The sequence below is a fragment of the Hankyongella ginsenosidimutans genome (genome assembly GCF_005144965.1).
GTDB classification, from domain to species: domain Bacteria; phylum Pseudomonadota; class Alphaproteobacteria; order Sphingomonadales; family Sphingomonadaceae; genus Hankyongella; species Hankyongella ginsenosidimutans.
Genome location: NZ_CP039704.1, coordinates 2,599,610 through 2,619,626 on the forward strand (window position 1 = coordinate 2,599,610; position 20,017 = coordinate 2,619,626).

Here is a 20,017-nt window from a genome sequence, read left to right on the forward strand (position 1 = left end):
CCTGGCCGGGCCCTGGCCCGAACCATACGCGCCCACCTGACGTTACCGGCGTCAGAGGATACCCAGCAAACGGCCGAGGCGGGCCCGCCACCCCTGTGTGCGCCATGAACAAGCCGGCGCTACGTTCTGCCATGCGCGCCGTGCGTCGGGACTATGCGCGCGCGCTTGCCCCGGCGCAGCGCACAGCACTTCATGTCCAGCTTGGCCGGACCGTCGCTGCGGGCCTTGCCGGTCACCCGCCCGGCTGGGTTGGCGGCTACTGGCCGACCGGCTGGGAAATCGACCCCGCCCGCCCTTGCCGCCCTCGCCGGGCGGGGCTGGCGCATCGCCCTGCCCTGCGTCAGCGGCGAGGCGCTGGTTTTCGCGCCTGGCCCGACATCGGCTGTGCACCGCCCCCGGCTTTCAGGGTATCCCGGAGCCGGATGCGCGCCTGCCCGCTGTCGTGCCCGACGTTCTGCTGGTACCCCTGCTGGCGGCGACACTGGCCGGTGGCCGGCTCGGCCAGGGCAAGGGCTTCTATGACCGAACCCTGGCGACAACGCCTGCCTTCGCCGTTGGCCTGCTGTACGTGGTGCAACTGGTCGAGGCGCTGCCGCTTGATCCGTGGGATCGTGCGCTGGCCGCACTTGCGACGCCCGACCGCTGGATCGTGCCGTGAGCCCGGTGCCTGCCGCTGGGGTGATCGTGCTGAGCGGGCGGCATGTCCTGCTGATCCGGCGCGGCACGCCGCCGAACCTTGGTGCCTGGAGCCTGCCGGGTGGGCGCATCCAGCCGGGCGAGACTGTACGTGCGGCTGCCCTGCGCGAAGTGCGCGAGGAGACCGGCCTGGCGGTCCGGCTCCGCGGTCTGGTCGACGTCGTGGATCTGATCGGCCACGGGCCGGATGGCACGCTTGCCTATCACTATCTGGTTGCGGATTTCTGGGCCGAGGCCGCTGACGCCGCCGGTCGCCGGCGACGATGCGGCCGAGGCGCGCTGGTGCGACGTCGATCGCTTGACACTTATGCGCTGACGCCCGAAATCCTGCGGGTTATCGCGACAGCCCAACGCCTGCGGGACGGATCATGACCACGCCAAAATGGCGCAAGCCGCTCGGTATCCTGCTGATTTTTCTGTTCATCACCGGCTATGCTCTGGCGGCCGGCCTGTTTCTGGCACAGTTCACCGACGCACCGGTTCTGGTGCAGCTGCTGTTCTACGCAGCCGCCGGGATCGCCTGGATCTGGGCCGTGCGTCCGTTGATGGTCTGGACAGAGACCGGCCGCTGGCGGTGGCGTCGTGGCTAAAGCGCCGGAAGACTGTGCAACCATGGCCGAGGTGCGGGCCGGCGTCGATGCGCTGGACCGCAAACTGGTCGCCCTGCTCGCCGAGCGGCTTCGCTACATGGCAGCGGCGGCCCGGATCAAACCGACGCGCAATCTGGTGCGGGACGACGCCCGCAAGGCGCAGGTGATCGCCAACGCCCGCGCCCTCGCCGCGGAGCACGGCATGCCGGTCGATATCGCAGACGCGATCTACGAGGCTCTGGTCGAGACCTGCATCGCCTACGAGCTTGGCCTCTTCGACGCCGCGCGCGAAAACGTATAAAGCCTGATCGGCTGAAGCGGGATGCTTGATTGCTGCAGCCGATGGCGTGAAGCATGGTCTGGCTGGCGTCAATCGGTCGTGTATCCTGCCTGCGCCATTCGCCTTTGGGCGAGCATGCCGCTCCCCGTTGATTTGCGGCCACAGGCTGGTACATCCATTTTATCAGAAAACGCGGCCCCGTACGGCGCTGCGCCTCGAACATGTCAATCCTGGAGAGCCTTATGCCGAAGATCGTGGTCAAAAACCCTGTCGTGGAAATGGACGGCGACGAAATGACCCGCATCATTTGGCAATGGATCCGGGAACGGTTGATCCTGCCCTACCTCGATGTCGATCTGATCTATTTCGATCTCGGCATGGAGCATCGCGACGCCACCGACGACGCTGTGACCATCGAGGCGGCCGAGGCCACCAAGAAATACGGCGTCGGCGTCAAATGCGCGACCATCACCCCCGATGAATCACGGGTCAAGGAATTCAACCTCAAGAAGATGTGGCGCTCGCCGAACGGCACGATCCGCAATATTCTTGGCGGCACCGTGTTCCGCGAGCCGATCATCATTCGCAACATTCCGCGCCTGATCCCCGGCTGGACCGCGCCGATCGTCGTCGGCCGCCATGCGTTCGGCGACCAGTACCGCGCGACCGACTTTCTGGTGCCTGGTCCCGGCAAGCTGACCATGCGTTTCGAGCCGGAGGACGGCGGCGAGGCGAAGGAATATGAAGTGTTCCAGTTCCCCGGCGCCGGCGTCGCCATGGGCATGTACAACCTCGACGAGTCGATCCGCGATTTCGCCCGCGCCTGCTTCAATTACGGCCTGACGCGCAAGTGGCCGGTCTACCTCTCGACCAAGAACACCATTCTCAAGGCCTATGACGGCCGGTTCAAGGACATCTTCCAGGAGATTTTCGACGCGGAGTTCAAGGACGCCTTCGCCGGCGCCGGCATCTCCTACGAGCACCGCCTGATCGACGACATGGTGGCCAGCGCGCTCAAATGGTCGGGTCGCTTCGTCTGGGCCTGCAAGAACTATGATGGCGACGTGCAGTCCGACCAGGTGGCCCAGGGCTTCGGCTCGCTCGGGCTCATGACCTCGGTGCTGCTGTCGCCGGACGGCCGCACGGTCGAGACCGAGGCGGCGCACGGCACCGTGACCCGGCACTACCGCATGCACCAGGAAGGCAAGTCGACCTCGACCAATCCGATCGCCTCGATTTTCGCCTGGAGCGGCGGCCTGCGCCACCGCGGCCGACTGGACGACAACCAGGCGCTGATCGCTTTCGCCAATACCCTCGAGCGCGTCTGCATCAACACGGTCGAGCATGGGCAGATGACCAGGATCTGGCGATTCTCATCGGTCCGAACCAGGCCTGGCTCACCACCGAGCAATTCTTCGCCGCCGTCGAAGAGCAGCTCGAACTCGCCATGCACCTGCGCAAGGGCTGAACCGCACTGCGCTTGCCCGCCTTGCGGCAGACGAGAGCAGCGTCTGCCGCTCAGGCCGGCACGGCGGCCAGGGTTTGCCGCACCGCCGCCAGCGCCGCCTCGGCGGCAGCGGCGTCCGCCGCCGCCCTGCGCCATGTCCGGGCGGCCGCCACCGCCCTGCCCGCCCAGTGTAGCAACCGCCGCCTTGACCAGATCGACCGCGGACACCCGCGCCGTCAGGTCGTCGGTCACACCGACCGCCACCGATGCCTTGTCGCCATCCGTCGCGATCATCACGGCGACGCCGGAACCGAGCTGCTTCTTCGCATCGTCGATCAGGCCGCGCAGGTCCTTGGCCGGCACAGCGACGACCCGCGCCAGGAACGGCAGGCCGGCCACAGTCTCGATTGCCTCAGCCTGCGCCGCCCCGCCGCCGAGCGCTGCAACCCGCCGCAGGTCCGCGACCTCGCGTTCCAGCTTGCGGCGTTCCTCGACCAGGTGCGCAACCCGCTCGACGATATCCTGCGGCGCGGCCTTCAGCGCACCCGCAACCGCACGCACCCGCTGATCCTGCTGCAGCAGATACTGTCGTGCGGCCTCGCCGGTCAGCGCCTCGATGCGGCGCACGCCGGAGGCGACCGCGCTTTCGCCGATGATCTTGAACAGCGCGATATCGCCGACCCGCTGCACATGGGTTCCGCCGCACAGCTCGGTCGAGTAGCGCCCGGCGCGACCCTGCGCATCCTCGCCCATCGCGACCACGCGGACTTCCTCGCCGTATTTTTCGCCGAACAAGGCAATCGCGCCAGCCTCGATCGCGGCATCCGGCGTCATCAGCCGGGTCGTGACCTCGGCGTTCTGGCGGATGCGGGCATTGACGTCCGCCTCGATGGCGGCGATTTCGTCTGGCGACAGCGCCCTGGTGTGCGCGAAATCGAAGCGCAGCCGGTCGGCAGCGACCAGCGAACCGCGCTGGGCCACATGTTCGCCAAGCGTACGGCGCAGCGCCTCGTGCAGCAGGTGGGTCGCTGAATGGTTGGCGCGCACCTGCGCGCGCCGCGCTGTGTCGACCCGAAGGCTTACCGTGTCGCCGACCTTCAGGCTGCCCTGCTCCACGGCACCGTAATGCACGTGCAGCAGCCCGAGCGGCTTCTGGGTATCCTCGACCACGAACCGCAGGCCGCTGCCGTTGGTCATGGCGCCGGCGTCGCCGACCTGACCGCCCGACTCACCGTAGAACGGCGTCTGGTTGACCAGAACCGCCACGGTGTCGCCGGACCGGGCAGTCTCGACCAGCGCGCCATCCTTCACCAGCGCCAGCACCTGACCATCGCTCACTTCGCTTGCGTAGCCGACGAACTCGGTCGCGCCGTGCTCCTGCGCCAGATCGAACCACAGCGTCTCGGTCGTCTGTTCGCCAGAGCCGGCCCAGGCAGCGCGCGCGCGGGCCTTCTGCTCGGCCATCGCCGCATCGAACCCGGCGCGGTCGACGCTGCGACCGCGTTCACGCAAGGCATCCTCGGTCAAATCATAGGGAAAGCCATAGGTGTCGTAGAGACGGAAAGCGACATCACCCGGCAGCGGCGCATCGCTTGCCAGCGGCTCGACCGCCTCGTCCAGCAAGCGCAGGCCTTTCTCCAGGGTTGCGCGGAAGCGGGTTTCCTCCAGGCGCAGCGTCTCGACGATCAGCGGCAGGGCGCGCGTCAATTCCGGATAGGCGACGCCCATCTCGGTCGCGAGTGTTGGTGCCAGCCGGTGCATCAGCGGCTCGCGCGCGCCGAGCAGGTGCGCATGGCGCATGGCCCGCCGCATGATCCGGCGCAGGACGTAGCCGCGGCCGTCGTTGGCAGGCAGCACGCCATCGGCGATCAGGAAACTGCTGGCGCGCAGATGGTCGGCGATCACCCGGTGCGAGACCCGGTGCGCGCCATCGGGCGCTTGCCCGGTCGCCTCGGCAGAGGCCGCAATCAACGCCTTGAACGTGTCCGTGTCGAAATTGTCGTGCACGCCCTGGAGCACGGCGGCGATCCGCTCCAGGCCCATGCCGGTGTCGATCGACGGCCGCGGCAGCGGCTGGCGCACATCCGGGGTGATCTGTTCGAACTGCATGAACACCAGGTTCCAGATCTCGACCCAGCGATCGCCGTCCTGGTCGGGTGAACCCGGCGGGCCTCCCGGAATATGCGCTCCATGGTCGTAGAAGATCTCCGAGCAGGGGCCGCAGGGTCCGGTGTCGCCCATGGACCAGAAATTGTCCTTGGTCGGGATGCGCACGATGCGCTCCTCGCGCAGCCCGGCGATACGCCGCCACAGGTCGAACGCTTCGTCGTCATCGTGGTAGACCGTGACCAGCAGCCGTTCGCGGTCGATGCCCCATTCGCGGGTGATCAGGGTCCAGGCGAGTTCGATCGCCCGCTCCTTGAAATAGTCGCCGAACGAGAAATTGCCGAGCATTTCGAACAGCGTGTGGTGGCGCGCCGTGTAGCCGACATTGTCGAGGTCGTTGTGCTTGCCGCCGGCGCGCACGCATTTCTGCGAGCTGGCCGCACGGACATAGGGGCGCGTCTCCAGGCCGGTGAACACGTTCTTGAACGGCACCATGCCGGCGTTGGTGAACATCAGGGTCGGGTCGTTGCGCGGCACCAGCGGCGCGCTCTCGACGACACTATGGCCGGCGTTGCGGAAAAATTCGAGGAATGCGCTGCGGATACTGTTGGTGCTGGCCACGATATCGGTCCCGGAAAAGCAGGTCGGCGCACCCATGACCGGGCGCGCCGTTCCTCTTAGGGACAAGTAGTGCGCATTTCCAGTGGAGGACGCGCCATTGCCCGATTATGCGTCTGCGTCGTCTTCACCAGGGGCCGCCAGCATGGCCTCGGCGACCAGCCCGGCGTTCTGGCGCACGGCGGTCTCGATCGCCTGCGCAACCTCCCGGTTCTCGGCAAGGAAGCGCTTGGCGTTTTCCCGACCCTGGCCGATGCGCTGGCTGTCGTGGGAATACCAGGCCCCGACTTCTCGACCACGCCGGCCTTGACGCCGAGGTCGATCAGTTCGCCGGTCTTGGAGACGCCTTCACCGTACATGATGTCGAACTCGACCTGCTTGAACGGCGGTGCCAGCTTGTTCTTCACCACCTTGACCCGGGTGACGTTGCCGACGATGTCCTCCCGCTCCTTGATCTGCCCGGTGCGGCGAATATCGAGGCGGACGGACGCATAGAATTTCAGCGCGTTGCCACCGGTCGTCGTCTCCGGGTTGCCGTACATGACGCCGATTTTCATACGCACCTGGTTGATGAAGATCACCAGGGTGCGCGAACGCGAAATGGAACCGGTCAGCTTGCGCAGCGCCTGGCTCATCAGGCGCGCCTGCAGGCCGACATGGCTGTCGCCCATTTCACCCTCAAGCTCGGCGCGCGGCGTCAGCGCTGCCACCGAATCGACCACCAGCACATCGATCGCGCCCGAGCGCACCAAGGTGTCCGCGATTTCCAGCGCCTGTTCGCCGGCGTCCGGCTGCGAGATCAGCAGATCGTCGATATTGACGCCCAGTTTGCGCGCATAGGATGGATCGAGCGCGTGCTCGGCGTCAACGAAGGCGCAGACACCGCCAACCTTCTGCGCCTCGGCGATGGCGTGCAACGCCAGCGTGGTTTTCCCGGAGGATTCCGGCCCATAAATCTCGACGATACGCCCGCGTGGCAGACCGCCAATGCCGAGCGCCATGTCGAGACCCAGCGAGCCGGTCGAGATGGTCTCGATCTCGATGGCGTTGCGCTGGCCCAGCCGCATCACCGAACCCTTGCCGAACGCCCGGTCGATCTGCGCAAGGGCGGCGTCCAGCGCGCGCTGTTTGTCGGCGTTGGCGGTTTTGTCCATGGGGCTGGTCTCGATGACTTTCAGATTGGCGTTGGCCATGTGTCTCTCCCGATTAGCCGGTCCCTGCCGGACAAGCAATGCGCCGTGTGTTTTGTTTTGTTCCACACCGGCGCCAGCCTGTCAACACAGAAGTTTCGCTTTTGTTCTTATCGGGTTTTCAGGCCGATTGCAGCGCCCGGCCCACCACTTCCGCCAGCTGCTGCACCGAGAACGGCTTGGGCAGGAAGATGAAATTGGTGCTGTCCATCAATTGGCGCAGTTGTTCCTCCGCATAGCCGGAGATCAGGATCACGCGCAGGTCGGGGATCAGTTCCCGCGCCTTGCCAACCAGCGTCGGGCCGTCCATCGTCGGCATCACCACGTCGGAGATCAGAAGCTGGATCGGCGGATCGGCGGCCTGGATCAGCGCCATCGCCTCCTCGCCGTTGCTGGCGCATTCGACGTCATAGCCCTTGCGCTCGAGCGCGCGGCGCAGGATGGCGCGCACATTGTCCTCGTCCTCGACCAGCAGCAGCCGCCCCGCCCCCACAGATCCTCCGGCGGCTGCGGCAGGGCGCCGATGTCTCGACTACCGGCGCCTTGACCAGAGCGTCCTCGCCGCTGTGCACGGGAAGATAGACCGTGAAGGTCGTGCCCTGGCCGATGACCGAGTCGGCGAAGATGAAGCCGCCGGTCTGCTTGATGATCCCGTAGACGGTGGAGAGGCCGAGCCCGGTGCCCTTGCCCACCTCCTTGGTGGTGAAGAAGGGATCGAAGATCTTGCCGAGATTTTCCGGCGGGATGCCGCAGCCGGTGTCGCTGACCGCGATGCTGACATAGTCGGCGGGCGGCATGATGTCCCGGCCAAGCGTGCGCACATCGGCGGCGCGTACCAGCCCGGTGGTGATGGTGAGCGTGCCGCCATCCGGTGCCATGGCGTCGCGGGCGTTGACCGCCAGGTTGACCAGCACCTGCTCCAATTGCGTGCGGTCCGCCCGCACGGCGCCAACCCCTGCCCTGGACCATGCGGAACTGGATTTTCTCGCCGAGCAGCCGGTGCAGCAGATGGGACAGCTCGGACAGCACGTCCGCGATGTCGAGCCGCTCGGGGCGCAGGGTCTGCTGGCGTGAGAAGGCCAGCAGCTGGCGCACCAGGCCGGCGGCACGGTTGGCGTTCTGCTTGATCTGGGTGACGTCGGCGAAGTCGGTATCGCCCGGCGCATGGCGCATCAGCATCAGGTCCGAATAGCCGATGATCGCGGTCAGGATATTGTTGAAATCATGTGCGACCCCGCCGGCGAGCTGGCCGACCGCCTGCATCTTGCTGGCCTGGGCGATCTGGCGCTCGAGCTTGCGCTGCTCCGGATCATCCCAGAGCGCCAGTACGGCCTGTGCGGGGTGCAGACCGTGCACAGGGAACAGGCTGAGGCGCACCGGGTCCTCCGCGCGGCCCTGGATGCGCACCGTCGCCTCCACCTGGCGGCGGAACGCCTCGGGCTGGCTGACGATCTTGCGCACGTTGTCCGCCAGCATGCCCTTGTCGTCGTCGATCACGAAATCGCTGGGGTAGAGCAGCACCCGGCTGCGATCGCCGATCACGGTCCAGAACGCCGGGTTGCAGTGGTGCAGGCGTCCTCGCGGTCGACAGTCGCCAGCCCCAGCGGCAGATTGTCGATCAGGTGCATCACCACGTCGATGCTCGGCGCGCCTTCGACAGGCGGCGGCGCAGCCAGGCCCGGCAGCACCAGCAAGAGATAGGCATGCGGGTCGGCGCCAGAGGCCGTGCGCAGCGGCATCTCGATCAGGCGCACTGGCACGGGTTCGCGCTCGCGCGGCGTCAGCATCGGCTGGTGCGCGGCATCCGCCACCAGGAACTGGGCCAGACTCTCTCCCAGCACCGCCTCGCGCGGCGCGCCGAGCAGCGCGAACGCATGGTTGTTGGCGTCAAGCACGGTGCCGCTGGCGTCGGTCAGCAGGCTTGCGACCCCGGCGTCGGCAAGAATGCCGCCCATGGCGCCAAGCGTCAGCTGGCGCGCCTGGGCCACCTGCCGATCCGCGACCGAGGGGCGGACCATCCACACCAGATGGTCGTCCGGGTCATCGGCCGCTGCGCAGTCGATCCGCAGCAGCGCACCCGTCTCGCCGGGGTCGGCCGGCTGCTCGACGATCGCCCGGCCCGGCTGCCCCCGCCGTGCGGCATCCGCCAGCTCATGCAGGCGCGCGGGCTCGAGCCCGAGGTCGAACGGCGATGGGTAGCCGCCGCACAGCCGGCCGTAGCTGGCGTTGGCGCAGACCAGTTGCCCCTGCTGGTCGGTGACGGCCAGCGCCTCGGTGCTGGCGTTGATGGTGGCGCGCACCAGGGCGCGGCTGATGTTGTCGCCGCCGCGCTTCTGCCGGCCCATCGACCAAGCATAGGAGACCGCCAGAAACCCGAACAGGAGTCCGCCGTAAATGATTGCGACCGACCACATGCCCATGCCCCAGCCGATCAGGCCGGCGGACACCATCCCAAGCAGCACCACGACCAGCACCGCCGGCTGCAGGCGGGTCCGCGAGGGGTTCGGCCAGTTGAACCCGATCGGCAGATCGGTCATCAGCGCATCGCTCTCCGGGCTCAGCGGAAAACTGTGGGTTGGCCGTGTTTGGGTCGTGCGCATCGCCGTTGGGTGCCTCAAGCAGTCGGATGCCGTCAAGACGCCCTGAGCGGCGGCATCTTGCCCTGACGCATGATGTAGCTGATCACCTCGGCCACCGCCTGGTAATGCTCTGGCTGGATTTCCGCATCGAGGTCGATCGCGGCGTGCAGGCTGCGCGCCAGCGGTGGGTTTTCGACGATCGGAATGCCGTGCTGGGTCGCGACCTCACGGATCTTGAGCGCGATGGCGTCCATCCCCTTGGCGACGACCTTCGGCGCGCCGAGCGCCCCTGCTCGTACTGCAACGCCACTGCATAGTGGGTCGGGTTGGTGATGACGACGCTGGCTTTCGGCACCGCCGCCATCATCCGCTTGCGCGCCCGCTCCATCTGGAGCTGGCGTCGCCGGGCTTTCACATGCGGGTCGCCTTCGTTCTGCTTGAACTCGTCCTTCACCTCCTGCAGCGTCATGCGCATACGCTTCAGGAAGGCGAGACGCTGGTAGAAGTAATCGGCCAGCGCGATCACGCCGACCAGGACCGCCACCGCCAGCAGCATGCGCACCATGAGGCTGACCGAGAGTTTCAGCAGGTCGGTCATACTGCCCATCAGGGACGTCTCAAGCCGCACGCGATAGGGAAACACCACCGCCACGACGACGACGGTGACCACTGTCAGCTTGGCGAGCGACTTCAGGAACTCGACGAAGCCACTCATACCGAACAGACGGCCGAAGCCCTTGAGCGGGTTGAGCTTATCGAACTTGGGCGCGACCTTGCTCCAGGACAGCGTCGGCCGCCCCTGCGCCAGGCCGCCGACGAGCGCCGCCACCATGAACAGAAACAGGACAGGGCTGAGCGCCATCATGGTCTGGCCCAGAATCTCGGCCGCCAGTTGCTGGCTGGTGCGATCATTCAGCGGAATGGCCTCCGGCGTCGCCAGCAGTTTCATCAACAGCGGCGTGATCATGCTGGCTGACCAGCCGGCGGCGATGGTCAGGCCAAGGGCGGCGGAACCGAGCATCACGGCGTGGCGCACTTCCTGCGATCGCGGGACGTCGCCTTTCTTGCGCGCTTCCTCAAGTCGGTGTTCGGTCGGTTCCTCGGTTTTCTGGCTGTCGTCCTGGTCGCCGGCCATGGCTCAGCCTCCCAGGATCGGCCGCAGCGCATCGGCGTAACGGTCGATGAACACGGTCATCATGGTGCCGATCAACACCAGCAGCAGCATGAACGACAGCAGGATGCTGAGCGGCTGGGCGATGAAGAACACCTGCATGGTCGGTGCCAGCCGCGCCATCAGGCCCAGCCCGACGTTGAACAGCAGGCCATAGAGCAGGAACGGCGCTGAGATCTGGATACCCAGCGCGAAGCACTGGCTGACCAGCCTGATCGCCATCATGGCGAAGTCCCCGGCCGGCAGCGGCGCCGGCGCAAACAGGCTGTAGGAGCGCACAAGCGCTGCAAGAAGCAGATGATGGGTGTTGGTCGCCAGGATCATGATCATGCCGATCATCCCCATGAAGCGCGCCACCACCACGGTCTGACCGCCAAGACTCGGATCGAGAATCGACGCCGAGGCCAGGCCGCTTTGCAGCGCGATGACGCTGCCGGCGACCGACAGGGCATTGAACATGATGCGCGCGCCGCCGCCGAGCGCAATGCCAAGCAGTATTTCGCTGACCAACTGCCCCAGCAAGGCTGTCGCCGTCGCGGGCGTCGGCGGCAGGTTGAGCATGATCACCGGCAGAATAACGAAGCAGATCGCCAGCGCCATGATCAGGCGCACGCGCGCCGGCACCTGCTCGTCGCCCAGCACCGGCATCACCATCAGCATGCTGCCGACCCGTGCGAACACGAGCAGATAGGCGATCACCTGCGGCGTCAGCGCCTCGGGCATATCAGCCGGAAATGATGCGGTCGGCGAGCCGGCTCATGAAACCGCCGAGCGCCTGGCCCATGAACGGCAGCCCCAGCAGCAGCACGACCACCACCGCAATGAGTTTCGGCACGAAGGTCAGGGTCATTTCCTGGATCTGCGTCAGTGCCTGGAACAGCGAGATGCCAAGACCCACCAGCAGTGTCACCACCAGAACCGGCGCCGAGATCAACAGCAGCGTGGTGAGCGCATCGCGCGCAACGTCGAGAACTTCAGGGCCGGTCATGCTGAAACCATGACGCCTCATGGTTAATCAATGGTTTTCAGGCAAGCCTGAAACGACAGTTTATCGAACGTGGGGGCGGATTGAGGCGACGGCCTCAGATCGGCATGCGCATGATGTCCTGATAGGCCGAGATCACCTTGTCGCGCACGCTGACCAGGGTATCGAGCGCGAGTTCCGCGCTGTTGACCGCCGTCACGACGTCGACCAGATCGGCCTTGCCGGCCACCGCCAGCGCCGACTGGCTCTCGGCCTTGCGCGCGGTCTGGTCGACATCCTTCAGCGCCTGGGACAGAAAGTCGCCGAAGCCGCCGCTGCCCGACGCCTCGGTAGTCGACGACTCGCCGAAGCCGCCGCCGACCGCAGAGCGCGCAACCGATTGCCCGTAGGCCGCCGCTGCATCCAATGCCTTGGTGAACATTCAGCGCCTCCCCTCAGCGCAGCAGATCGATGGTGCGGGTCGCCAGCTGCTTGGCGGACTCGATCGACGACAGGTTGGCTTCATAGGTGCGCTGCGCCTCCCGCAGGTCGGACGACTCGATGAGGCCGTTGACGTTCGGGGTGAGCACATAGCCTTGCGCATCCGCCGCCGGGTGACCCGGCGCATATTTCCGGCCGAAGGCACCGGGGTCGACAGTCACGCGACGCACCGCCACTTCCTTGGCGCCGGTCTCGCGGTCGAGCACGGACTTGAACTGCACGATCTTGCGGCGATAGGGCTGGCCACCCGGCGTCGCAGCCACCGAGTCCTGGTTGGCGATGTTCTCCGCGATGACGCGCATGCGCAGCGACTGCGCACGCAGGCCGCTGGCGGAGACGACAAGCGCCTTGTCGAGATCACCGGCCATGGTCAGCCTCCGTTCCGGCCAAGCGCCAGGCGCAGCAGCCCGGCGTTCTTGCGCATCAGGTTGGTCATCAGCGAATATTGCATCTGCACGTCGGCAATATCGATCAGCTGATCTTCCAGGGCGACGTTGTTGCCGTTCGGCTTGGTCTCGGTTGCGCTCTCGTCGAGTTCACTGCCGAAATTCGCGCCGACTTCGCCGCGCAGTGCCAGCAGCCCGGCGGGTTCGGCGATCCGCGGCCTGGTTACGCTCGGCGTGCCCGGCTGACGGTTAAGCTGGTTCAGCACATCCTTGAAATCGACGTCCGCGAGCTTGCGCGCCTTGTAGTCCGGCGTATCGGCGTTCGCGAGGTTGGTCGAGGTCACCGCCTGACGCGCGTTGAGATAGCGCAGCTTGTACGCCATCGCGGAGAAAAGCGGGAGGTCGGTCGGGTCCATGGCGGTCCTTCGTTTCCTGATCAAAATGCCAGCGTCTCGTTAACGGAAGGTAAAACTGCTGCTTTAACAATTATTAACCATGGATGCGCGATAGCTGATGACAGCAGGATGAAACCGACGCAGAACGCCGCCATGGATGACACCCCACCCCTCAGACGCGCGCCGTCGCGCTCGCCGACGGCCCGGACGGCCCGCAGCTCGTCGCCAAAGGGCGCGGCGCGCTCGCCGAGCAGATCCTGGCGCTGGCGTTTGAACATGGGGTCAAGGTCCGCCAGGACGCAGCGCTCACGGAAATCCTCGAGACGTTTGACCTCGAATCCCCATTCCCGCTCCCGCGCTTGACGCTGTCGCCGCCGTGCTCGCCCACGTTTACGCTGCGACCCACCAGCCATGACCGCACTCGATTATTTCCGTTTTGTCGGTGCGCTGCTGCTGGTCCTCGGCCTGATGGTTGGCATGGCCTATGCGCTGCGACGCTGGGGGCAAGCTAACTGGCCTTGCCGGCGGCCAGCCCGGCGTTGCGCCGCGCCTTACGGTCCTTGAGACCCGCTTTCTCGATCCGCGCCACAAGCTGGTGCTTATTCGCCGAGACGCGGCAGAACACCTGCTGCTGATAGGCCCCGGGGTCGCGACTGCTGTCGAGACCGTCGCTGCCAAGACCGAGTTACCGCATGATACGTCCCCGACTCTCACGCACTAAAGCATCTCGCCTTAAATGCGACCCAGGGCTGGCACCCGGAGCAGTGTCGCATTTAAGGAGAAAAGATGCTTTAGATTCAAAGATATATAGAGCAACTTTGGACTTTAAATCTGCACTGTGCATGCCATCGGGCTGTCGCAGATTTAAAGTCCGTTGCTCTAGCGTTTTCATCGCCACCCTTCTTGGCACAGCCATGCTCGCCGTGCCGGCCTTGGCGCAGAGCGTCTCGCTGGACCTTGGCCAGGGCGGCACCCTGAGCAACCGCGTCGTGCAGCTGGTGCTGCTCATCACGGTGCTGAGCGTCGCGCCGGGCATCCTGCTCGCCGTGACCTCGTTCACGCGCATCGCCGTGGTGCTGTCGCTGCTGCGCAACGCGCTCGGCACCCAGCAGGCACCGCCGAACGGCGTCCTGATCTCGCTGGCGATGTTCCTGTCTTTCTTCATCATGGCACCGACCTTCCAGACCGCCTGGGAAAACGGCATCAAACCCTTCACCGAGGAGCAGATCACCCAGGAGGTCGCCTACGAGCGCACGGCGGCACCGTTCCGCACCTTCATGCTGAAGAACACGCGGACGAGCGACCTGCAACTGTTCGTTGACATCTCGAAGCGCACGATCGCAAGTCCGGCGCAGACGCCCATGAGCGTGCTGGTGCCGGCGTTCATGATCTCGGAGCTGCGCCGGGCGTTCGAGATCGGGTTCCTGCTGTTCCTGCCGTTTGTGATCATCGATCTGGTGGTGTCGGCGATCCTCATGTCGATGGGGATGATGATGCTGCCGCCAGTGACCATCTCGCTGCCGTTCAAGCTCATCTTCTTCGTGCTGGTCGACGGCTGGGCATTGGTCGCCGGCTCGCTGGTGCGCAGCTTTACGGGCTAGCAGGCTGCTGAAAAGGTGGCTTCAGCGCTCTTCATAAGCCCCTTCACCCCGGCCCCTTACGGGGATGAACTCCGGCCAGGGTCCATGGCTAACGTCTTATATTCGTTGTGTATATATGCGCCCATGGATTCCGGCCGCAGCCTGCTAGGCAGCCTTGCCGCCCGGCGCGGACTGAACAGAACGCTGGGGCGGCGACTGCCGGAAGGCGGCGCGGTAGCCGGCGATGGTCGCATCGATCGAGTCGACGGCCTTCAGGGTTTCGCTGAGGCTGTTCACGGCATTGGGGTCCGGCGTCGGTGCTGTGATGATATCGAAGGCTGCCCCAGCGCGTCCCCGGTCATGCGGCTGCGGAACCTGCTGCGCAGCGCAACCAGCGCCGCTTCGTCGCCGCGCATGGTCTGCGCGACGGCGGCCCGCAGCACCAGCCGCTTGGCGTCGCCGTTGAAGGAGCGTCCGGCGTCTCGACCAGGCGGCTCAGCACCGGGATCAGATCATCCCAGCGTTTCGATTGCCAGAAGATATCCGCACGCAGCAGGTCGGCGGCGCGGCTGGTGTCGCTATCCAGTACGACCTCGGCCTCGTCCGCCCGCGCCAGGTTGATCAGCGCCTGGGCTTCGATGCGGTTGCGTTCCTGACGCACGTCCGCCGGCAGATTATCCTGCCGGGTGGCACGAATGACGGCCAGCGCCTTGTCGGGCGTATTGTTGAGGATGTGGATCATCGCCAGCCGCCCGGCGACCACCGCCTGCGGGACGCCATCCAGGCGGAAGCGCACCTGGTGGTCGAGCAGTCCGGCCGCCCGCTCGAGCAGGTTGACGCTGACCAGCCGTTCGACCAGGCGGCGAATCATCGAATCGCCGTCCGGCCCGAGCGGCGTCAGGTCGCGGTAGTCGTAGAACAGCGCCACGGCGCGCGCCGGCGGCAACTTGTCCGCTTCGCCATCAAGGAACAGGCGCCGGAACAGGCTGTCCAGCCGTGTGCCGATGGTCTGGGTTTCGTCGCTGGGCGGGAAATAGCTCACCGCCTGCTTCATGAGGTTGAGCGCCTGCCGGTAATCGCCGTCGGCTTCGTAAAGCCGTGACAGCATATCCAGCATGCTCAGCTCCAGGTCGTCGCCGCGCCAGGTAAAACGCAGCCGCTCCAGCCGGTCGATCGCCTGCTTGGCGGTGATCGCCTTGCGATTCAGGTCGTCGGCGATCTGCGCATAGGCGGCATGGGCGCCGTATTCGCGCCCGCCCAGAGTAACGGCCTTGGCGTAAGACGCCGCAGCGCTCGCGGCATCGCCGGATCGCTCGGCCAGCTTGCCATGCCAGTAGGCGATCTGCGTGCGCTGATCCGCGCTCAGCCCTTTGCGGGCAAATCGTCAATGATCTTACGGGCCTGGGCATCCGTTCCCTGCCTGAGGTCAGCGCGGATCGCCGCCAACTGGAATTCGGCCTGATCCCTGGGCGGGAAGGCGGCCAGCACGTCGGCACCCGCCGTGTAGGCCTTCAGGGCGTCGGCTGAACGCCCGGCAGCTTCCAGCGCGCGCGCGCCAGAGCCAGAGATCCGGTTCTTCGTCCAGCAGCGGTCGATCCAGGTCGTCGAGCGCACCGGGAATGTCATTCGCCATCAGGCGCGCCACGCCGCGGGTCGCCCGGAAGGTCGGCGCGTTCAGCAGGTCAGAGTCGGTGCGCACCATCGCGTCCAGCACCCCGATCGCATCCTGCGGTAAACGCTGGCCGAGGTAGAAGCGCGCCAGATCCCAGCGCCGGGCCTGCCGCTCGGCTTCCCCGCCATGCTGAGGGCATAGAGCAGCGCGACCTTGCGCGCGTGCATGGTCTCGTCGCCGAGCTTCGCCCAGGCCGCCAGATCGACCAGGCGATCCTTGTGCAGGCTGCCGTCGAGCGTCTTGCGGGCACCGCGGGCCTCGTCAGCCGGGGTTTTACGCTCGATGCCCAGAAACGCGATCCCGTTCGGGTAGCGCAGGGTCTGCGGTCTGTCGCCGATGAATTCGTACGCCAGACCCTGCAGGGTCGGCAGGAAGACGCCGCCCGGCTTGCGCACGGCGGAGAGCATGCCCCGGCTGGCGGCTGTGGTCGGCACGACCAGGAGCCGCTGACGCGTGGCCGGCTCGTCGAGCACAAAGCCTTCGCTTGGCTCGGGTAGCTTGGCGAAAATCCGTGTGCCGCCGACATCGTCCGCCTGCCGCTCGAGGGTCAGGCTTTCCGGGCAAAACCTCGGTATCCTTGACGGACAGCAGCCAGGCGTTCTCATCCCGGCGAAACCCGACAAACTGGCCCGGCCGCAATTCGAACGTCAACAGATCGTGGCCGGCGATCGCCCGCTGGTCGACGCTGCGCAACCGATCGCCGGTTGCCTTTTCAAGCGGGGATGGCTCAGCAGGCGGTTGCCAGCAAACGCGACCATCAAGGTGCTGCCGCGCTGGATGGCGGCAGCCGCAACGCGCTCTGGAAAGCGGTAGGTCAACTGAACCCCGCCGCCCACCGGCAGCGTGCTGACCTCGACCGTGATTGCGGCCCGCTGGTCCCGCACAGTCTGAACGGCGTCGAGCGCCTTGCTCACAAGCGGCTTGCTGACATCGACGGTCTTCGGCGGTGCGGGCTTGGGCGGCGGCGGGGTGCTGGCGAGCTTTTTCAGCGTGTTGACTTGGGCATCGACGTAATCATCCCGTGCGGCGGCAGGCGCGATATCCTGCACTTTCGGTTTCGACCCGTCGACTGTATCGATCACCAGAGTCGCGCCGTCGCTGTAGTGCTTGACGCTCGCGCCTTCGGGCGCGTTCCAGCTTACGCGTGTGGACTGGCCTTCGCTGTTCACCTTGAAGTCGCGGGCCCGCTTGATGCCGAGCGCGGCAAGCGCCGCCTGGCTGATGGCGACATCGCGCTTGATGACCAGAACGATGCGCCCGCCTTGCGCACTAGCGCTGTAATCGGCGGGTTTGTCGAGCTCGAAGACGATCCGCGAAAGGTCGGGTGGTCGCCGCCGCGCACCTTCGCAACCGCTGCGGCCTGCGCTGCAAGCGAAGACATCATCATTGCGATCAGCACCATGAGCAGGAACAGGGTCTGCTGAAGCAGGCGCGGACTCACGGTTCGATCTCCACGGCAAGCCCACGCGCCTGCGCATCAAGGATCAGGCGCACCGGCGGGCCGATGTTCTGCGCAGACAGCATGTCGTGTAACTGCGCTGCCGCCGCAACCGTGTCCGGCGCCGCGATGACGCCGATCGGACGGTCGGCGCCGGACAGCAGCAGCGCGAGATCCGCTGAACGGCCCGCTGGGTAGCGGAAGCCTGATCGAGATAAAGCCGCGGCGCATCGTCGGCAAGGCTCAAGGCGTCACGCGAGGGCACATCGCCCAGCCGGCGCGCGAGCCAGACGCGCCAGTAACCGCCGCCGTTCGTCACCGTCACCGCCAGCGCTGGGGCGGCGGCCGGCGCCGCATGGAAGCCGGTGCGAAATTGCGCAGCGCAGGCGCGACCTTTTCGGTCGCGGTATGGCTCAACGCAAGGTTCAGCAGCATCAGGCACAGAAAGTTCGCCATCAGATCGGCGAAGGTCACAGTCCAGCTCGAAGATTGCGGCAGCGCGACAACCATGGCTCACTCCTCCCGCACGATGGCGAGCGACGGCAGCTTCGCTTCGGGATCGATCACCGTGCGCCACACCGGCGGCATATCGGCCAGCATTGCCACGAGCACCTGCAATCGGAGCGCCTGCACGTCCTCTGGCGCATCCGCGCGCAGCGTCAACTGCAAGGTCTGGCCGGGCTTCAGTTGCGGCAGGATGGCGGCTGTCATGGCGAAGGCGCGGGCCCCTTCCTGGGTTATGCCGGCGCTGGATGGCTCGTAGAGCGGGGACTGCAAAGTCACGCTGTCGCCGTCTCTGGGGTAGCCGAGGCCTGCGCGCACGAACGGTTGCAGAACCTGCGCTTCAGGCGAGAGCGGCGGCGGCGCAGGTTCCGGTTTGGCGACCGCGGCAAGCGCCGCGACAAAGCGCCAAGCGCCAGGAACAGCGTGCCCATGAGCGCTAAGGTCGATCCTGGCCGCCTGCCGCGCGCATGGGTCGCCGCCGGCATCAGTCGAAGCTGGCGAGCAGCGCGTCGATGTCGTCCTGAGCGTTGCCTTCGCCATCCAGCGCAGGGCCGTTCAGCAGGTCGCGGTGATTGACGACGCTGCCGGCCTCATCGCGCTGGACTTCCTTCTCGGACACATGGTTGTCGCCGACAGCCGTTGCAAGCGAGGCCAGTTTCTCCTCGATGTGCTTCAGGACGCGCACGACCTTGGTCACGCGCTGCCCGGTGATATCCTGGAACGAGGACGCTTCGTAGATCTTGGTGGCGATCTCGGTCAGGCGCTCGCTCAGTTCGCCGTCCACAGTTCCTGCGATGTTGGTCACTTCGTCGGCGCAGTCCATGATCTCGCCGGCGGCGGCCTCGGTATGCTGCACGATGGCGTCAAGTTCGTCGGCCGCGCCCGGCAGGTCACGCTTCGAGAGTGAGTTGGGGCGGATCGAGGCGATTTCGCTCTTTGCGGCATGGATGAAATCGATCAGCTCCTTCAGCTCAGAACCGATCTTGAGGGCCGCCATTTCAAGCTCGCCCTGCATGGAGCTGACCATCGACGACACGATTTCGGCGATATCGCGCACCGGCACAGTGCGCGAGTTGTCGGCATGCAGGCTCGCCAATCGGGTGCTGATGTCGGTCGCTTGTTTGACAGCCATTTTCATTCACTCCACAAGGTCGATCCGGCGAAAAACTGGCCGGAAAATGCATTCCCGGCGAAACTTAAGCAGCCGGTCGTAAAATTGTCGTTAAGCGCCATTCACTCAGCCGCGATGCTGGCGTTGGCGAGTTCCATTGTGAGGGTTTTCGCCTTTTCGGGTCCATGGCCGCCAGGATGGCCGCCATCTTCTGTTCCTTCATCTTGCTCGCCACGGCCTGCTGGATCTTCAAGTCGAGCCGTTCGAAGATTCGCGCGGCGTCCTTGGGCTTCATCGTCTCGTAGACCTTGACCAGCGAGGCGAACTGCTTGTCCGCCTGCTCCTGGCGCTCGCCGGTCAGGCGCTTGAGGTTACCCTCCAGGCCCTTCAGCTCGCCCAGCTTGCTGTCCAGCCGCTTCTCGGTCGCCTCAAGCAGGCGCTGACGCAGCACCGGGTCCTCGCCCGCGGCGACCGGCTTCTTCTGGGCCTTGGCAGCGATTTCCTGCTGGATCTGCGCCTCCGTGCGGCTTTCAGGCTGCGCCGCCGGAGCGGCCGCGGGCGGTTTCGCCGGCGACTTCGTCTCGGCGGGCTTGGCTTCTGTCTTCACATCGGCAGCGCGCGCGGACGCGATCAGCACACCGGCGTCCTGCATCATCACATAGGAGCGGCCAGCAAAGGCAACGCCCAGCGCCACCAGGCCGATCGGCAGCAGGCGCAGGCTGAAGGCCTTGCGCTTCGGCTTGGGCGCTGAGCGCACTTCCACGCGGCGCGGCGCGGCCTGCGGCATAG

28 protein-coding genes and 5 pseudogenes are annotated in these 20,017 nt (G+C 66.0%); 8 read left to right on the top strand and 25 right to left on the bottom strand.

Going from position 1 to position 20,017, the window contains the following annotated elements; genetic code table 11:
• Positions 1–119: 119 nt before the first annotated feature.
• Positions 120–326, bottom strand: a complete 207-nt coding sequence (locus E6W36_RS15295) for a hypothetical protein (protein WP_222873141.1) — start codon at positions 324–326, stop codon at positions 120–122.
• Here E6W36_RS15295 and E6W36_RS21050 point away from each other — a divergent pair.
• From E6W36_RS21050 to E6W36_RS15320, 5 genes and pseudogenes are all read left to right on the top strand, one after another.
• On the top strand, positions 296–658 hold the full coding sequence (locus E6W36_RS21050) for a 5-formyltetrahydrofolate cyclo-ligase (RefSeq protein ID WP_281277362.1): 363 nt from the start codon (positions 296–298) through the stop codon (positions 656–658). The genes E6W36_RS15295 and E6W36_RS21050 overlap by 31 nt on opposite strands.
• Positions 655–1,068, top strand: coding sequence for an NUDIX hydrolase (locus E6W36_RS15305; RefSeq protein ID WP_246047799.1), 414 nt, complete (start codon positions 655–657; stop codon positions 1,066–1,068). The genes E6W36_RS21050 and E6W36_RS15305 overlap by 4 nt, the downstream gene beginning before the upstream one ends.
• Entirely contained in the window at positions 1,065–1,286 is a 222-nt protein-coding gene (locus E6W36_RS15310) for a DUF2842 domain-containing protein (RefSeq protein ID WP_222873143.1), read from the top strand. Before E6W36_RS15305 ends, E6W36_RS15310 begins: the two co-directional genes overlap by 4 nt.
• A gap of 22 nt (positions 1,287–1,308) precedes the next feature.
• Positions 1,309–1,587 carry a chorismate mutase gene (locus E6W36_RS15315; RefSeq protein WP_222874515.1) on the top strand — a complete coding sequence of 93 codons (279 nt, stop codon included), beginning with the start codon at positions 1,309–1,311 and terminating at the stop codon, positions 1,585–1,587.
• A gap of 221 nt (positions 1,588–1,808) precedes the next feature.
• Positions 1,809–3,034, top strand: a pseudogene (locus tag E6W36_RS15320) (NADP-dependent isocitrate dehydrogenase).
• 50 nt (positions 3,035–3,084) lie between these two features.
• Here the strand turns inward: E6W36_RS15320 and alaS are convergent.
• The 4 genes and pseudogenes from alaS to E6W36_RS15340 form a co-directional block, all read right to left on the bottom strand.
• Positions 3,085–5,740 (bottom strand): annotated as a pseudogene (alaS, locus tag E6W36_RS15325) (alanine--tRNA ligase).
• Between the two features lie 105 nt (positions 5,741–5,845).
• Positions 5,846–6,891: pseudogene (gene recA / locus E6W36_RS15330) on the bottom strand (recombinase RecA).
• Positions 6,892–7,048: 157 nt separating this feature from the next.
• A complete protein-coding gene (locus E6W36_RS15335; protein WP_222873144.1) occupies positions 7,049–7,378 on the bottom strand; it encodes a response regulator in 330 nt (109 codons plus the stop codon).
• Positions 7,335–7,871 (bottom strand): sensor histidine kinase, encoded by a 537-nt coding sequence (locus E6W36_RS15340; RefSeq protein WP_222873145.1) that lies wholly within the window; start codon positions 7,869–7,871, stop codon positions 7,335–7,337. The genes E6W36_RS15335 and E6W36_RS15340 overlap by 44 nt, the downstream gene beginning before the upstream one ends.
• Here E6W36_RS15340 and E6W36_RS15345 point away from each other — a divergent pair.
• Positions 7,855–8,001 (top strand): hypothetical protein, encoded by a 147-nt coding sequence (locus tag E6W36_RS15345; protein WP_222873146.1) that lies wholly within the window; start codon positions 7,855–7,857, stop codon positions 7,999–8,001. The genes E6W36_RS15340 and E6W36_RS15345 overlap by 17 nt on opposite strands.
• Before the next feature lie 48 nt (positions 8,002–8,049).
• Here the strand turns inward: E6W36_RS15345 and E6W36_RS22415 are convergent.
• The 9 genes and pseudogenes from E6W36_RS22415 to E6W36_RS15385 all read right to left on the bottom strand — a co-directional run.
• A pseudogene (locus tag E6W36_RS22415) lies at positions 8,050–8,403 on the bottom strand (hybrid sensor histidine kinase/response regulator); the annotation flags it as partial.
• 62 nt (positions 8,404–8,465) lie between these two features.
• Complete coding sequence (locus E6W36_RS15350) at positions 8,466–9,464, bottom strand: PAS domain-containing protein (protein ID WP_222873147.1); 999 nt, start codon at positions 9,462–9,464, stop codon at positions 8,466–8,468.
• 95 nt (positions 9,465–9,559) lie between these two features.
• A pseudogene (flhB, locus tag E6W36_RS15355) lies at positions 9,560–10,641 on the bottom strand (flagellar biosynthesis protein FlhB).
• A gap of 3 nt (positions 10,642–10,644) precedes the next feature.
• Positions 10,645–11,400: a flagellar biosynthetic protein FliR gene (gene fliR / locus E6W36_RS15360; protein ID WP_222873148.1), complete on the bottom strand. Its 756-nt coding sequence runs from the start codon at positions 11,398–11,400 to the stop codon at positions 10,645–10,647.
• A 1-nt stretch (position 11,401) separates the two neighbouring features.
• Positions 11,402–11,665, bottom strand: a complete 264-nt coding sequence (gene fliQ, locus E6W36_RS15365; RefSeq protein WP_222873149.1) for a flagellar biosynthesis protein FliQ — start codon at positions 11,663–11,665, stop codon at positions 11,402–11,404.
• A 94-nt stretch (positions 11,666–11,759) separates the two neighbouring features.
• Positions 11,760–12,083, bottom strand: a complete 324-nt coding sequence (gene fliE, locus E6W36_RS15370) for a flagellar hook-basal body complex protein FliE (protein ID WP_222873150.1) — start codon at positions 12,081–12,083, stop codon at positions 11,760–11,762.
• 13 nt (positions 12,084–12,096) lie between these two features.
• Positions 12,097–12,510: a flagellar basal body rod protein FlgC gene (gene flgC / locus E6W36_RS15375; RefSeq protein ID WP_222873151.1), complete on the bottom strand. Its 414-nt coding sequence runs from the start codon at positions 12,508–12,510 to the stop codon at positions 12,097–12,099.
• A gap of 2 nt (positions 12,511–12,512) precedes the next feature.
• The gene (gene flgB / locus E6W36_RS15380; RefSeq protein WP_222873152.1) at positions 12,513–12,944 is read right to left on the bottom strand and encodes a flagellar basal body rod protein FlgB; all 432 of its coding nucleotides are present in this window, start codon (positions 12,942–12,944) and stop codon (positions 12,513–12,515) included.
• A gap of 20 nt (positions 12,945–12,964) precedes the next feature.
• Positions 12,965–13,201 (bottom strand): hypothetical protein, encoded by a 237-nt coding sequence (locus E6W36_RS15385; RefSeq protein WP_222873153.1) that lies wholly within the window; start codon positions 13,199–13,201, stop codon positions 12,965–12,967.
• A 133-nt stretch (positions 13,202–13,334) separates the two neighbouring features.
• Between E6W36_RS15385 and E6W36_RS19670 the strand changes: the two genes are divergently transcribed.
• Entirely contained in the window at positions 13,335–13,487 is a 153-nt protein-coding gene (locus tag E6W36_RS19670) for a hypothetical protein (protein ID WP_246047801.1), read from the top strand.
• A gap of 350 nt (positions 13,488–13,837) precedes the next feature.
• The gene (gene fliP, locus E6W36_RS15395; RefSeq protein ID WP_246047802.1) at positions 13,838–14,524 is read left to right on the top strand and encodes a flagellar type III secretion system pore protein FliP; all 687 of its coding nucleotides are present in this window, start codon (positions 13,838–13,840) and stop codon (positions 14,522–14,524) included.
• A 144-nt stretch (positions 14,525–14,668) separates the two neighbouring features.
• Here the strand turns inward: fliP and E6W36_RS21055 are convergent, their stop codons facing one another.
• The 11 genes from E6W36_RS21055 to E6W36_RS15445 all read right to left on the bottom strand — a co-directional run bounded on the left by E6W36_RS21055 (position 14,669) and on the right by E6W36_RS15445 (position 20,015).
• Positions 14,669–14,800 carry a hypothetical protein gene (locus E6W36_RS21055; RefSeq protein WP_281277363.1) on the bottom strand — a complete coding sequence of 44 codons (132 nt, stop codon included), beginning with the start codon at positions 14,798–14,800 and terminating at the stop codon, positions 14,669–14,671.
• A gap of 61 nt (positions 14,801–14,861) precedes the next feature.
• Positions 14,862–15,620, bottom strand: coding sequence for a tetratricopeptide repeat protein (locus tag E6W36_RS15400; RefSeq protein WP_222873156.1), 759 nt, complete (start codon positions 15,618–15,620; stop codon positions 14,862–14,864).
• 245 nt (positions 15,621–15,865) lie between these two features.
• Positions 15,866–16,129 carry a hypothetical protein gene (locus E6W36_RS15405; RefSeq protein ID WP_222873157.1) on the bottom strand — a complete coding sequence of 88 codons (264 nt, stop codon included), beginning with the start codon at positions 16,127–16,129 and terminating at the stop codon, positions 15,866–15,868.
• A gap of 48 nt (positions 16,130–16,177) precedes the next feature.
• A complete protein-coding gene (locus E6W36_RS15410) occupies positions 16,178–16,780 on the bottom strand; it encodes a hypothetical protein (protein ID WP_222873158.1) in 603 nt (200 codons plus the stop codon).
• Between the two features lie 42 nt (positions 16,781–16,822).
• The gene (locus E6W36_RS15415) at positions 16,823–17,344 is read right to left on the bottom strand and encodes a hypothetical protein (protein WP_222873159.1); all 522 of its coding nucleotides are present in this window, start codon (positions 17,342–17,344) and stop codon (positions 16,823–16,825) included.
• A complete protein-coding gene (locus tag E6W36_RS15420; protein WP_222873160.1) occupies positions 17,341–17,616 on the bottom strand; it encodes a hypothetical protein in 276 nt (91 codons plus the stop codon). Before E6W36_RS15420 ends, E6W36_RS15415 begins: the two co-directional genes overlap by 4 nt.
• 43 nt (positions 17,617–17,659) lie before the next feature.
• Entirely contained in the window at positions 17,660–17,938 is a 279-nt protein-coding gene (locus E6W36_RS15425) for a hypothetical protein (protein WP_222873161.1), read from the bottom strand.
• On the bottom strand, positions 17,935–18,123 hold the full coding sequence (locus E6W36_RS15430; RefSeq protein ID WP_222873162.1) for a flagellar motor protein MotB: 189 nt from the start codon (positions 18,121–18,123) through the stop codon (positions 17,935–17,937). The genes E6W36_RS15425 and E6W36_RS15430 overlap by 4 nt, the downstream gene beginning before the upstream one ends.
• A 3-nt stretch (positions 18,124–18,126) precedes the next feature.
• Complete coding sequence (locus E6W36_RS15435; protein ID WP_222873163.1) at positions 18,127–18,657, bottom strand: hypothetical protein; 531 nt, start codon at positions 18,655–18,657, stop codon at positions 18,127–18,129.
• A complete protein-coding gene (locus E6W36_RS15440) occupies positions 18,602–19,249 on the bottom strand; it encodes a protein phosphatase CheZ (protein WP_222873164.1) in 648 nt (215 codons plus the stop codon). Before E6W36_RS15440 ends, E6W36_RS15435 begins: the two co-directional genes overlap by 56 nt.
• Positions 19,250–19,313: 64 nt before the next feature.
• Positions 19,314–20,015 carry a MotE family protein gene (locus E6W36_RS15445; protein ID WP_222873165.1) on the bottom strand — a complete coding sequence of 234 codons (702 nt, stop codon included), beginning with the start codon at positions 20,013–20,015 and terminating at the stop codon, positions 19,314–19,316.
• Positions 20,016–20,017: the final 2 nt, after the last annotated feature.

Excerpts from the sequence above, each read along its gene's own strand:
- E6W36_RS15295 (WP_222873141.1), bottom strand. The coding sequence starts at position 326 with ATGCGCCAGCCCCGCCCGGCGAGGGCGGCAAGGGCGGGCGGGGTCGAT.
- E6W36_RS15445 (WP_222873165.1), bottom strand. The coding sequence starts at position 20,015 with ATGCCGCAGGCCGCGCCGCGCCGCGTGGAAGTGCGCTCAGCGCCCAAG.
- E6W36_RS15410 (WP_222873158.1), bottom strand. The coding sequence starts at position 16,780 with ATGAGAACGCCTGGCTGCTGTCCGTCAAGGATACCGAGGTTTTGCCCG.
- flgB (WP_222873152.1), bottom strand. The coding sequence starts at position 12,944 with ATGGACCCGACCGACCTCCCGCTTTTCTCCGCGATGGCGTACAAGCTG.
- fliP (WP_246047802.1), top strand. The coding sequence starts at position 13,838 with ATGCTCGCCGTGCCGGCCTTGGCGCAGAGCGTCTCGCTGGACCTTGGC.
- E6W36_RS19670 (WP_246047801.1), top strand. The coding sequence starts at position 13,335 with ATGACCGCACTCGATTATTTCCGTTTTGTCGGTGCGCTGCTGCTGGTC.
- E6W36_RS15435 (WP_222873163.1), bottom strand. The coding sequence starts at position 18,657 with ATGGCGAAGGCAACGCTCAGGACGACATCGACGCGCTGCTCGCCAGCT.
- E6W36_RS15405 (WP_222873157.1), bottom strand. The coding sequence starts at position 16,129 with ATGACATTCCCGGTGCGCTCGACGACCTGGATCGACCGCTGCTGGACG.
- E6W36_RS15350 (WP_222873147.1), bottom strand. The coding sequence starts at position 9,464 with ATGACCGATCTGCCGATCGGGTTCAACTGGCCGAACCCCTCGCGGACC.
- E6W36_RS15400 (WP_222873156.1), bottom strand. The coding sequence starts at position 15,620 with ATGCTGGATATGCTGTCACGGCTTTACGAAGCCGACGGCGATTACCGG.
- E6W36_RS15440 (WP_222873164.1), bottom strand. The coding sequence starts at position 19,249 with ATGGCTGTCAAACAAGCGACCGACATCAGCACCCGATTGGCGAGCCTG.
- fliR (WP_222873148.1), bottom strand. The coding sequence starts at position 11,400 with ATGCCCGAGGCGCTGACGCCGCAGGTGATCGCCTATCTGCTCGTGTTC.
- fliQ (WP_222873149.1), bottom strand. The coding sequence starts at position 11,665 with ATGACCGGCCCTGAAGTTCTCGACGTTGCGCGCGATGCGCTCACCACG.
- E6W36_RS15385 (WP_222873153.1), bottom strand. The coding sequence starts at position 13,201 with ATGTTCAAACGCCAGCGCCAGGATCTGCTCGGCGAGCGCGCCGCGCCC.
- E6W36_RS15315 (WP_222874515.1), top strand. The coding sequence starts at position 1,309 with ATGGCCGAGGTGCGGGCCGGCGTCGATGCGCTGGACCGCAAACTGGTC.
- fliE (WP_222873150.1), bottom strand. The coding sequence starts at position 12,083 with ATGTTCACCAAGGCATTGGATGCAGCGGCGGCCTACGGGCAATCGGTT.
- E6W36_RS15430 (WP_222873162.1), bottom strand. The coding sequence starts at position 18,123 with ATGGTTGTCGCGCTGCCGCAATCTTCGAGCTGGACTGTGACCTTCGCC.
- E6W36_RS15310 (WP_222873143.1), top strand. The coding sequence starts at position 1,065 with ATGACCACGCCAAAATGGCGCAAGCCGCTCGGTATCCTGCTGATTTTT.
- flgC (WP_222873151.1), bottom strand. The coding sequence starts at position 12,510 with ATGGCCGGTGATCTCGACAAGGCGCTTGTCGTCTCCGCCAGCGGCCTG.